At 39.9% G+C, this 12,974-nt stretch carries 6 protein-coding genes and 1 pseudogene; 1 reads left to right on the top strand and 6 read right to left on the bottom strand.

What is annotated here, in order from left to right; translation table 11 throughout:
• Nucleotides 1-2,627 precede the first annotated feature (2,627 nt).
• The 5 genes and pseudogenes from H6G76_RS11890 to H6G76_RS11870 all read right to left on the bottom strand — a co-directional run.
• A pseudogene (locus H6G76_RS11890) lies at nt 2,628-2,973 on the bottom strand (hypothetical protein); the annotation flags it as partial.
• Between the two features lie 352 nt (nt 2,974-3,325).
• The gene (locus tag H6G76_RS11885) at nt 3,326-3,571 is read right to left on the bottom strand and encodes a hypothetical protein (RefSeq protein ID WP_190700449.1); all 246 of its coding nucleotides are present in this window, start codon (nt 3,569-3,571) and stop codon (nt 3,326-3,328) included.
• 2 nt (nt 3,572-3,573) lie between these two features.
• Nucleotides 3,574-4,452 (bottom strand): hypothetical protein, encoded by an 879-nt coding sequence (locus tag H6G76_RS11880; protein ID WP_190700189.1) that lies wholly within the window; start codon nt 4,450-4,452, stop codon nt 3,574-3,576.
• 161 nt (nt 4,453-4,613) lie between these two features.
• A complete protein-coding gene (locus H6G76_RS11875; RefSeq protein WP_190700186.1) occupies nt 4,614-5,390 on the bottom strand; it encodes an RNA polymerase sigma factor SigF in 777 nt (258 codons plus the stop codon).
• A gap of 667 nt (nt 5,391-6,057) precedes the next feature.
• On the bottom strand, nt 6,058-6,891 hold the full coding sequence (locus H6G76_RS11870) for a photosystem II manganese-stabilizing polypeptide (protein ID WP_190700183.1): 834 nt from the start codon (nt 6,889-6,891) through the stop codon (nt 6,058-6,060).
• Between the two features lie 662 nt (nt 6,892-7,553).
• On the opposite strand from H6G76_RS11870, the gene H6G76_RS11865 reads away from it, so the two are divergent.
• Nucleotides 7,554-7,871, top strand: a complete 318-nt coding sequence (locus H6G76_RS11865) for a hypothetical protein (protein ID WP_190700180.1) — start codon at nt 7,554-7,556, stop codon at nt 7,869-7,871.
• Between the two features lie 81 nt (nt 7,872-7,952).
• Here the strand turns inward: H6G76_RS11865 and H6G76_RS11860 are convergent, their stop codons facing one another.
• A complete protein-coding gene (locus H6G76_RS11860) occupies nt 7,953-12,932 on the bottom strand; it encodes a hypothetical protein (protein WP_190700177.1) in 4,980 nt (1,659 codons plus the stop codon).
• Nucleotides 12,933-12,974 lie beyond the last annotated feature (42 nt).

Genomic DNA, 12,974 nt, shown 5'->3' with positions numbered 1-12,974 from the left:
CTCTGTGTCAAGGCTCATTTCTGATGTAACATCTGGCTCTGACCACAAATCAGTATCCACCGTTGACATTTCTAAATTGGACTCTAGCGGCTCCTCGTCAACAAACGTATTTTGAGGCTCTGAATCTGAATTCTCAGTTTCTTGGCTCAGATATTGCACTGGCGGTGGCGGAGGTTCAGGCACGAAATATCCTTGGCTCTGCATCCATTTTCTGATCAAGGGTGATGAATAAGGATTACCCTCGCCTATCAATTGAGAATTGATAGGCACAGCTGGTTTTGTAATGGAATTATCACTAAATGCCAAACTTGGTGGTTTGGCTACTTCTGGTACAGGCTCAACTACTGTTTCAGCAATGGGAGAAGCTAATATTTCTGCAACAGAATCATCCGGTAATTCTACATCTTCTACTAAATTTTCATACTCTGCATCTGTTGGAGCTAATTGTGGCGAGTCCTCAGTTAAAGAAATCTCAGACTCATCCGCTACATTAGAAGGCAGTTCTGTGATGGGAGACAATTGTGGCGAGTCCTCAGCTAAAGAAATCTCAGACTCATCTGCTACATTAGCCGTCACTTCTGTTGTTTCAGTAGGTAAAGTTTTGAGGCGTTTTAGATAAGGAAAAGTATTCTCCTGTATTGACCGACGATTTTTAATCGCTAGCTGTTCTAAGTTAATTGGGGCTAGGGGAACTGTCGTAGGGGCTGGTATGCACTCCTCATCCTTTTGTTCAGATTCTTCCTGCTCTTGCAAGGGAACTTCTGCCATCAGATCACTAAAAGCGATCGCACTAGTTTGGATTGCTGGTAGCTTTGGCAGTTGTGGCGATCGCAAATCTCCTAATTCGGATTTCTTGAAAGAGAGCAGATTAATTTGCGGTGGTAGAGGCTGGTTTGGCGACGGAAGAATAGTTTGAAGTTGGTTGGGAGATGCTTTGACTAGATTAAATAGTTCTAAGCCTAAACTTACAGATGCTTCTGATTCTTGGTTAAGAACAGAAGTTGATAATGCACCATTCGCTAAAAAGTTTTGCTGACTTGATTTAGCAATGGCTGTAATTGCTAGTAACTCTGTAACATCCGCCATAATTGTAAAAGAACGACTAGCTAAAAGCATCACTTCGCCAAAATCAGTGAGTGCGCCATATAAGCTGAGTTCCCCTAGAAGGAGTTTAGATTCGCATTCAACAGGAATATTAATTGCAGAGTGAATCGTCAAAGGCAACAAATTCTCTGCTAAAGGTTGCCTGACTTGAGCCAGTATTTCCGAACTCAATGGTGATCGCAGTTCAATCCTGACTTCCAATGCATAGAGAGTTGTGGCGTATTGTGACTCATCATCAACTGTATTTAGCTGGAGTTCTACCCTGCCATTAATGCTCAGTCCCTGACCCCATCGAGCAATATAGTTTTCTTGCTCTAAAGTCAGCAGTAGTGGAGGTGCTGGTTGTATTATTGAATCTTCTTCAAACTCTTCATCCTCTAAGAGTAATTCCTCACTAGGCAAGGCTAGATCCATTAAATTTTGCAAGATTTGTTCTGCCGTTTCACCTTTAAGCCATACCGGACTCACTGGTTGCTCGATAATTGCATATTCTTGTTCGGTATTCCACTCATTAGTAACTACATTGCTGTCAATAGTTTCCTCTGTGGAGGTGGACAAAGTAGAATTGCTTGCTAAATCGAGTTCTTCACTTGGTAATTCCCTGGGAACTACATTGCTGTCAATAGTTTCCTCTGTGGAGGTGGACAAAGTAGAATTGCTTGCTAAATCGAGTTCTTCACTTGGTAATTCCCTGGGAACTAAATTACTATCAGTAGCTTCCTCTGTGGGGTTAGAAGAAGTGCGATCGCTTGCCAAAGCCAGTTCTTCACTAGTAACTACATCGCTGTCCGTGATTTCCTCTGTGAAAGAAGAAGTGCGATCGCTTGTCAAAGATAGTTCTTCACTAGTAACTACATCGCTGTCCGTGATTTCCTCTGCGGTAGAAGAAGTGCGATCGCTTGCCAAAGATAGTTCTTCACTAGTAACTACATCTACATCGCTGTCCGTGATTTCTTCTGTGGCGGAAGAAGTGCGATCGCTTGTCAAAGCCAGTTCTTCATAAGCAACTACATCGCTGTCCGTGATTTCTTCTGTAGTAGAAGAAGTGCGATCGCTTGCCAAAGACAATTCTTCATAAGCAACTACATCGCTGTCCGTGATTTCTTCTGTGGTAGAAGAAGTGCGATCGATTGCCAAAGACAATTCTTCATAAGCAACTACATCGCTGTCCGTGATTTCTTCTGTGGTAGAAGAAGTGCGATCGCTTGTTAAAGATAGTTCTTCACGAGTAACTACATCCCTGTCTGTGATTTCTTCTGGTGTTGATATGTTAGTGTGAGCATCTGCGCTCAAAGCAAGTTCATGATGTAGTTCACTAGTAAATGAAACGCTGGGTGTATTAGTTTCCGTTCCTGTGGGAATAATAATATCTGTTGTTGTGTTAGATAGTAATTTAGTACCAGTGATCCTTTCTGGCTCACGAGAACTCTGCTGGTAAGGTAATTGGAGCATGAAAAAGTCAAGAGAATTTGACTCTACATTGTCCCCACCCGTTAATTTACCTACTTCTCGAATTGGTAATTCAGATAAAACTTGTAAATGAAGACTATACTGCCAAGATTTACCCAAAATATCTGACATTAAATCGCCAGAGCAGCGTATTTCCCATATTCCCGACTTAAAGTTTGTAAAGGGAATTACAGCCATTAAACCTTCTGAGTTAGTGCGCCGCGATTGTTTTTGAATCCGCCGTTTTGGTGGAACCTCTTGAGTTGAAGAGTGAGTTACGCGCACTTCCACATCAGTATTAAGAAGGTTAGAGCGAGCCAAAACTCTGTATCTACCTTCCAAAAGTTGTATATGTGGCGATTCCAAGGTGTGCCAAGAGCGATCGCCCTGTTTCTGGATTAGAAATTGCCAGTGTTCCATTTTGAGTGATGCCCAGACCGAAGAGCAGCTGAGTAATATTTTGCATTACTTTGCTTGCAAGTTTACCTCAGCAATTTATAATTGCATCACTTCTTATCATGTTTTGGTTCAAACACTGGCATTTTTTTTTCAATATTTATTATGATCTGCGTACACCAACATATACGGAAAGCTTATTGATAGCTAGAAACTGGATAATTGTATTCTTCACCCAACAGGATTTGAAAAATGACTAACTAGGGTCGAGCCAACTATTATCTAATCAAACGCCACCAGATTAGATAGATTGACTTCACCCTAGCAAACAAAAATTTATGGATATCATTTTAAAAACTTACATAGCAGCCAGTTCTTAGACACCGTAGAGGCTTTGGTAATAAGCCAAAATTTGCTGTACGCGTTGCCGACTGGCTGGACGAGAATTAGGTGTCCAAGTTATCCACAAACCATCAATTTGACTTTGATTGTAATCAAACTTTGGGGATGACTGGGGAATTAAGCCCGCTTCAACGCCTTCAACCTGACGCAAATGAGCCGCGATTTCTCGATAAACTGCCAGAGGTAAACCAGCAAATTCAAATTTTTCCTGAGTATTCATCATTAAGACGCTCCAACAGCAAGAGGATTATGTGGGGGTGTGTTCACTGAAACCGAGCCACCAGTCGATGTTGCTGATGGTGTTGAGTTAGCAGAGCCTTCTCCTACCATTCTGGCAACTTCAATACCGTATTGTTCCAGAATTACGACCGGATTTGAACCCTCATTCATTTCAATACGTTTAACCAGTAGACCGTTCGCCAATCGCTGTCCCGCCTGTACATAACGACTTGAAGGCTCATTCGGGATTTGGATGATAGCTTGAGGTTCACTACCAATCAAAACTACACCAGTTACTACAACTGCTTTTGCTAAATCAGGCTGTGCAGCAGGTGGTAACACAGAACCGAAATTAGAACTAGGGATAACTTGAGGCAAAACCTTTGGCAGAATCGACTTTGGTATCTGTGCCAGTGTTTTTGTTGGTGTCTTTAGAACTGTCATAGAAGATTGTTTTCTTATAGCACCAGCATTTTCCATTGGCACTCTCGGCTGTCTGATATTAGGTGTGGGTAAGTTCGGTAATCTAGGAACGGGTTTTGCACTGGAATTGTTGCTAACTTCGGAACTAGTCGAACCTACAATTTGAGCAAATGGATCTGGCCGCCCTTTTGATATTAAAACCATCCGGGATTTACCATCAGTTGGCTGAATCAAGGTAGAAGTAGAAGTAAAAGCAACGTTTGTTGCCTTTTTCTCAGGCACTGTAGGGTTGCGGAAAGATTGAGCTTGAGCCACAGGTGATGCTTTAGCTGCTGGTGATGGCGATGGAGGGACAGGAGGTGTTACAGGACTACTGGCCTGTGGATTTTCTTCGGCAGCACAACCTGCGATCGCCAAAGTAAGAATAGTTACAAATGCGAATTTTGAATATATGCCCATTAGCTGCTCTCAAAAGCTATAGGAAAGTTGTTTTAGAAATATACAAAGCCTATTTTTATTTCAGGCAAAGTATCTTTCTTTTATAACCTAAATTATTAAATTTTAAAGTTTTTTTACTGCTACATAAAACTAGTAAAAATACGGTTTTATATAGCTTAAACTTAATCGTCAGCGTTACACATGAGATGTTTTAATGAATCTAAGCCTTTCTTGACTCTCCGAGAAACCGTAACAACACTAATACCCAAGTGTTCCGCTACTTGTTTTTGGGTTAAATCTTGCAAAAAAACACATTCCAAAACTTCCCTAGTACATTTTTCTAGCTGAAATAATGCTTGTTGCAGTCGAAGCTGGTCTTCTTGAGCCAGTTGAAAGCTACGGTAGTGGGGATCGGGGACTAATTCACCTAAACAGGTAGCTCCTTCTTCTGTATCTTGTACTGGTACATCTAGACTCAGAGGAGCGCGATTTGCCCATGCTAATTTGATTTCTTGCCACTCACTAGCACTGATTTCTAGTGCTGCTGCTAATTCAGAATCAGTTGGTTGGCGGTTATATTTTTCCCGCAAAGAACGAGAAACACCAACAGCTTGCTGTTGTATTGCCAAATAACGCCTAGGAATTCTGACTGTGACACCTTTATCTCGTAGGTAATGTTGAATTTCACCACGAATATAGGGAATAGCAAAAGAACTGAAAGCGTGTCCTTTAGAAATTTCAAATCTTTCAATAGCCCGAATTAAACCCAAACAACCAACCTGGAGCAAATCATCATAACTTTCACGGCATTGGTTAATCCAGTAGTGAGCTTCTTTTCTTACTAAACCATAATTGAGTTTTACCAGCTGATTGCGTACATTTTCAGACCGGGAATGCTGATATTCTCGCAACAACTGCCAAATTTCATGCTTCAGTTCATTGGTAGCTGTAGTAGGCATAGCACCGCGTTAATTTAGCAAATAAACAGTTTTTTAAATCAGATACAACTGCAAAATATCCAAGTGTATGGCCTGATATATTTACGAGGAGAGTCCTGTAATGTATAAAATTGCCATCACTATAAAATTTTTAACAATCGAACAATATTCAAATCAGCGAAATCGTTATTTTTAGTTATTGATATTTGGTAATATCTGTAGTTTGGTCAAAACTACATATTGACAAAATATAAAATAATTTACTTACTTTCAAACCGAGATTGTACTTAACTTGTTGAATTAATCACGAGGTTGTTCTATTCTGTTGTATTTGCATAATTACAAATTTATTAGCAGTAAAATTACTGACAACATTAAAAAGAATTAATACATTTTAAAATGACTTAAACAGTAACTTTAATTAAAAAGGAACAGGCGACAGTTCGTTGCCTATTCCTTGTTCTGTTCTTTAAGTAATGTTAGGTAAAGAGGTAAGTAAGTTAAATTGACTCAAAAACCTGCTCCCAAGCAATAAAAAAAGGGCTTTTTGCCCTTTTTAAGTTAAAGATTAGTCATTCAGGCTAATTTAGTCAAAATTAACTGCCTACCCTAAAACAAGGCATAAATTCTTGTGATTAAACCTGATGACTACAGAACTAAAGTTTTGATTTCTAGCAAGTTGCTGGATTTAGGCACGAGTTGGTTCAACTCTTGCAAAAAACAAACCGCGAATCTTGACTTCCTTGGGTTCGCCAGCTCCTAAGTCAGTATCAGAGGGCTGTTCACTCTCGAAAGTACCTGCAATCTCACCGCTAGAGCTATCTATTTTAGCTACTCGCAGAGAAATTTTGCCCTTGAGAATTTCAGCACGTTTGATATTTGCGCGGGTGAGTTCTTCATCATCTGATTGAGCAGGAAGGGCCACAGCATTATCGTAACCAGTAACGATACCGCGACCTTTGGGATCTAGGAAGGCTGCACCACGATAAGAAGGCACTTTAAATTCACCTTCAAAGTCGGTGGAAGTATTGATACTAGTCAAACCAGGTTGGGTTTGAGCAACCAAGTTTTTAATGGTGAACAGGAATGGTACTCTTTCACCGCCAGGAAGTTGAACAGTGATAGCTTGGAAATCCAAACCATCTTCTTCAACAAAAGTCAAGCTACCGTCAGAGTTGAACTTCAGTGACCCTTGTACTTGGTCAATAGTAGAAGTGTATCTGGTTAACAATTTACCAGGTACAAATTCTGCTGTTTGCCGTTTGTTAGCAGGTTCTTCTTTGACAAAGAAGTTAGTTGGTTCCAAACAAAGTTCTTTGATGGCATAGGACTGGCTATTATCAAGGCCAATAGAACCACGGCTTGTTTCTGCCAATTGGGGGCATTTGTTAGCCAAGCCAGTACCACGAATTTGTTCATAAGTAAGTAAATCTCTACTACTAGCCTCTGGCGCATCACTACAAGCAGTTAATAGCCCCAGGCATAAAGCCAAGAATGCAACAATTAAAGCGCGATACCTCATGGTCAACCTCAATGTCAAAAATTAATATCTAAGTTGTAAAACTGTACGAAGTTTTGATCTCTAATGAGAAGCTATCTCAACCTACGGTAAGCCTTACCTGGTGGATAGAGCTTTACAGAAGGTGACGCTCCTAACATTGCTACGGCTTCGTACGCTGTAAATGCTGATGGCATTTACAGCGTTGCTGAAGTCGCTCTGTATTATGTATGTATTGCCACTACATACAACCCATTGCTTTATAGGGAAATCAGCCAGATCATACGATTTTTTTTAACTCAAAATCAAAGCACCCTAGTCTAAACTCAGAAGTTTTTGATCCCATCTAGCTTTTTGGGAGGCTGTAGTCAACACTTCCACACTCTTTTGGAAGAGATCGCAATTGTCCTAGAAATTGTACTGATATCAAAAAAAGGAGACATGAGATCCAGATGCTACAAGAATTTTATTCTTCTGTTTACGCCCAAACCCCAAGAGAATCTTGAGCCATGAATACTTTTATTAACACCGAAAACTGAGAAATAGGCGGACAGAGGCTTATATAAGCTTTGAGAAGCTGTATCTATCTGAGTTTATGAGTTATGTATTAGAAATTAGCGATCGCGCCTGAAAGCTGACAAACTTCGGTAAATTTGAGTAGACCTAATTTTGACAGAGATCGCTGCATGAGCAACAACAAAGATTTTGAATCCACAGATTTTTCTGAGCAGCTACAAAAAATCGCCACAGCAGTGCATGATGTAGTGCAAGAGTGCCAAAATGACACTCTTGCGCTTTTAAACTTGCTGCGTCAGTTAGAGTACTTACATCGAGAGATTCGAGATGGTGTTTTTCAAGAGAGTCTCCCTGATAATCGCCAACAACTTTACGCCCTTCTCAAAGACATTGAGACTGAGGGTGGTTGGCCTTATATTGAACGGATGAGGCTCCAAACTTTTTTAGCAAAATTGCTACAAGAGAAGATGGAAGATAACGAGGACTAAAAAAGTTTTAGGAGCGATCGCCCTTAGTCAGTTAAGGTGAATATTTCTATACTCGTCATCAATTCATAAATTTGTTATTTCTTAGCTACGGTTAATACCATCACACAAAAAGCGATCGCCCCCTTCAACGTTGTGGTTGTGTCTGAGGTAATTATCTGCCCAGTTACAACCACGCAGCAGTAAATCTTCAAGGTGTAAATTCCACAAAATAATTGTGTTATCATCGCTAGCCGATGCCAGTGTGTGACCATCAGGGCTAAAACTGACGCTTAAGACTGGGGCACTATGTCCATTAAGAGTTTTCAGTAATTTGCCATCACGACTCCACAGTTTGACTGTGCTATCCCAACTAGCTGCGGCCAGTAATTGACCATTGGGACTGAACGTAACAGAATTTACACTATCGCTGTAGCCTTTCAACAAGGTTTTTAACAAAGTTCCGTCACGCCGCCACAGTCTGACAGTGTTATCCCAACTAGCAGAAGCTATTAACTGATCAGTGGGACTAAAGCTGACACCTAATACCCAGCTATCATGAGGTGAAAAAGTTTTAACTAAAGTCCCATCCCGTCGCCAAAGTTTCACTGTTTGGTCATCACTAGCAGAGGCGAGCAACTTACCATCAGGACTAAAATTAACGCTATTTACCCAACCTTCATGTCCTACCAACGTACTCAGTAATTGACCATCACGGCTCCAAATTTTTACTGTTTTATCTTTGCTAGCTGAGGCTAATAACTGGCCGTCTGGACTAAAGCTAACGCTCATCACACTGTCAGTATGTCCTAGTAAAGTTTTGAGTAAAGTTCCATCACGCCGCCAAAGTTTTACTGTTTTGTCATAACTCCCTGATGCAAGAATTTCACCATAGGGATCAAAGCTAACGCTAGGAACTTTATCTGTGTGCCCAATTAAGGTTTTGTAAAGTCGGGTTGTAACTTCGCCATTCAACTTCTCTTTTTGCCAGAGTTTGACGGTGCGATCGCGGCTACCAGAAGCCAACATCTGGCCATCAGGACTCCAAGCTACACTCAAAACTCTATCTTGATGCCCGCGAAGAATTGGTAATGACGGGGCATTTAAACTCCAAAATTTGATGCTTTTGTCATAACTTCCTGAGGCCAATATTTTGTTATCTGGGCTAAAAGCAACGCTAGCAACAGCATCACTGTGTCCTTTAAAAGTTTTAAGTAGTATGCCATTACTACTCCAGAGGTTAACAGCATTGTCATCAGTGCCTGACGCTAACTTTTGCCCATCAGGACTAAAACTCAAGCTCCAGATTGTACTATTATGCTGTTGCAAGTTTTTATAGCTACGATAGTCAAAGTTATCTTCGCTATTTGGCTCTCGTCGCCATAACTTAACTATCTTATCTCGCCCTGCCGATGCCAATAGTTGACCGTCGGGACTGAAAGTAAGAACAGTTACACCTTGGTGATGCCCGTAAAGAGTTTTGACCAAGCTACCATCTCGTCGCCAAATTTTGATTGTGCGATCATCGCTAGCTGATGCAATTAACTGGCCATCAGGGCTGAAACTGACCCAATTTACCCATCCTTGATGTCCTTTCAGTACCTTAATTAACTTACCATCCTTACCCCAGAGTTTGATGGTGGAATCTTTACTGCCAGTCGCTAATAATTCGCCATCAGGACTGTAAGCAACACAGTAAACCCAGTCTCCTTCTACCAAGGTTTTAGATGGCTGTAAATCAAACTCACCGTTGATTGGGTTTCTTTGCCAGATCTGGACTGTTTTATCGAGGCTAGAAGAAGCGAGATTTTGGCCATCTGGACTCCAAGCTACACTAGTTACAGCATCCGTATGACCTTTAAGAGTTTGCAACAAAGCACCATCATTCCGCCAAACTTTTACAGTTTGATCGCGACTGCCTGATGCTAATGATTTACCATCAGGACTAAAGCTGACACCCCAAACAATATCAGTGTGTCCTTCCAAACGATTTAACTCTGTTACCCCATAAACTGCCTGTTGCAAGGCTGTTACTACGCGTATTTGAGTTTCGGGTAAGACTTCATGTGCTTGTTTGAGTTTTCTCCAAGCTCGTAAACCTTCTAAAAGAGCATCAAATTCTTTATTGGAAGCGAACAAAGCTTCGCTAGTTGCAGCGATCGCGCTAATTTTTAAATTAGTCTCACTACGTTCTGCCCGAATTGTTTGCCGAACTGCTGCTCTTTTTTGGAGGTCAGCTTGCCACCATAAAGCTGCTATTGTACCTCCCATGAGTGCTAAGACTACCCCTGCTATACGCGCTTCTCGCAAACGTCGTTGCAAAATTAAATTTAGATGCTCTTGCGAAAGTTTTTGTGCTACTTCTGCTCGTTTTTTTTCAGATTTGACTTTTTCGAGTTCGGCAACTATACCATAGTTATTTTTTTGCCGAATTGGTTCTACTAAATAATCATGTACTAATTGGTAGCGATCGCCTAACTCTTCTCGCACTCGCAGTATCAAACCTGAACCTACTAATATATCTAAAATTAGCTCCCAATCTGATTCTGTTTCAGATACTGTATAAAAATTTTTATCTAGAGCTATTGCCAAATCAGCTTTTGTTTTAAGGGGACGAAAACCTTTTTCATCAGTTAACTCGAATAATAATTTCCAACCTAAATCCTCATTTTCCTGCCCACAATCTTTGAGAACTTCTTCTAACCAGCGTTCCACAAGTTTTGCTGAACTACCACACATTTTGTATTGGTTTAATGTGGTAATATTTTCTGCTTGTAATTGCACCCCAACTATTTGTAATTCAATTGGGTTTACTTCTCCCGATTCTCCAGCTAAATCTTGTACTAGTTGATTAATTAACTCATCGCTCATTTCATAATGTGAGCGTTTCGTAAAACTACAGATAATGTCTGTTGCATCTTTAATTGAGAATTTACCCAAAAAATAACGAATATTTGTATCAAGTATGTTATTGTTAATTACGTCTAGGTTATATATTTGATTTTCCCTACTCAAGCGTTCAAATTCTAATAAGTAATGTAAATAGTCTTCTCTTAAAGAGAGAATTATTTTTACATAAGGAATATTAAGGCACTTACTAAAAAATTTATAAAACTCAAGTATTTGATAAGGATCACTAATAAAAAAGAATTCTTCAAACTGATCAAAAATAATAACTATTATATGATTAGACTCAGTTGCTAAACGCAGTTTTTCTAAGAGGATATTCGGAGTAAACTCTATAGCAATAGGTAATTCCGATTGTGCTAATGCTTGGTTAATACTACGTCCCAAAGCAGTTACCCAATCTGTGTAGCCAGATAAAACAATCGGTAAAGGAATACGTTCTCCAATTACTCTTCCTTTTAAGGCAGGCACTAAACCAGCTTTAATGGTTGAACTTTTTCCAACTCCTGATTGTCCATGTATCACCGTAAGTTTGTGATCAGCACGAGTAATTCTTTCAATTAAACGGTTAACATCTTGCATCCGCCCAGAAGCAGAAATTTCTTGGGCAATATCTTCAGGTATAAATGGTATTTTTTGTGTTTCTAAAACTGGATTAATTCTGTGACGCTTTGGTTGTAATTGACTAGCTCCGATGAATACACGGAAACCATATTGATGTTCTATTTGGACTTTTTCTTGCTTGAGACTAAAGGCTTCTGCATAGTCATGACGCTCATAGAAGTAAAGCGATCGCAATTCCTCTAAAATTTCTAAATACAATGATGGCTCGTACTGTAATTCACAAACTACCCTTGCCCATTCTAGATTACTAATTGCTTCTTCCCATTGGCCCAAATGCCTCTGAGTCCGAGCTAACAGCAAAAGATACCAGCTTTCTTGTTGTCGAGGAACTTCTATTGCCAATTCTGCAACAGAAAGGGCTGTATTTGCTAATTCATGAGCTAGCAACCAGTTATTGCGTGATGCTGCTACATCAGCTAAAAAACCATAATCTTGGGCAACTTTAGCAGGAGTACCATAAGTTTCATGCAACTGCAAAGACTTTTTTGCTAATACTTCTAAATCTGACCAAGCTTTTAAGCGTTGCAGCATTTCACAAGCAGGCAAGATAAATTTTGCAACTAAATCTTGCCTTTGCAACTGTTCTAGCAGTTTTAAACATTGCTGAAACCATAAAAGGGCATGTTGACAGTAGTTGCTATTAGTAATTTGATATAAATCTGCCATTCGGCGATAACATAGGCCTAAGTGAAATAAAACTATGGCTTGTCGGAGTCTGTAAGCGCACTTTTGTTCGATATTTTCCTCTGGAATTTCGTTGTCTCTTTTTGCTTCTCTCTGCCATAAACTTAGGCTTCTTTGATAATGGGCTAAAGCACTATTAATTTGATCATTGGCATATTTATCTCGTCCTAATACAAATTCTAAACTAGCTTCTAAGCCTGGCTCTATTTGAGTGTTATACAAACGTTGTAAATCATTACGAGCAGATTCAATTTCATGGCGATGTTGAGATTTAGGAGCTAAATTAAGAGCAGCATTAGATAAAAACTTTTCTGCACCAGCTTCTAGAACTTTAGCAAACAGGGATTCTGTATCTTGGCGTATTAAGCCAATTAAATCTTCTTTTGCCATTTCAAATTTGATTGTGGTTGCAGCCCAACTTTTAAAATCAGGTGCTAATCTAGTCAGCATTGATGCTACTTCATCTTGTAACCACAAAACCACCGGAAAAGGAAACGTAGCTGTGTAGATATCTCTGGCTTGGTTAAGACTGGTTAGCAAGTCTTCAAGAGCGACAATTGACTCTAGACCAAAAACCATCACTGCGGATGGCAATGTATCTGTTAACACAGCAGGATTATCTAGCGATAATTTTGTAATGATAGTTGTATGTAAAGCTGTGGTGGATGGCTGAAGATATATTTCTCGTATGTTGATATCTTGAGTCAGAGAGCGAAGCTCCTCTAGCATATGCTCTCGTAATTGGCTGTAGTTACATCGCACTAAAATCAGAGCAAATTGACCATTAGAAAGCTTAATTGACCGTACCAATCTTTGCAGAGAAGTATTGTTATTACTCAGAGTTGCTGTTGTACATTGCAATGTTGACATAACTAAACTACAGAATAAATTGAATAAATTGGTTACTATAAA

This window comes from Nostoc sp. FACHB-152 (genome assembly GCF_014697475.1).
In the GTDB taxonomy this organism is placed as follows: Bacteria; Cyanobacteriota; Cyanobacteriia; order Cyanobacteriales; family Nostocaceae; genus Nostoc_B.
The sequence above is the reverse complement of the archived record's forward strand: the minus strand, read 5'-3'. Positions and strand labels throughout refer to the sequence as shown.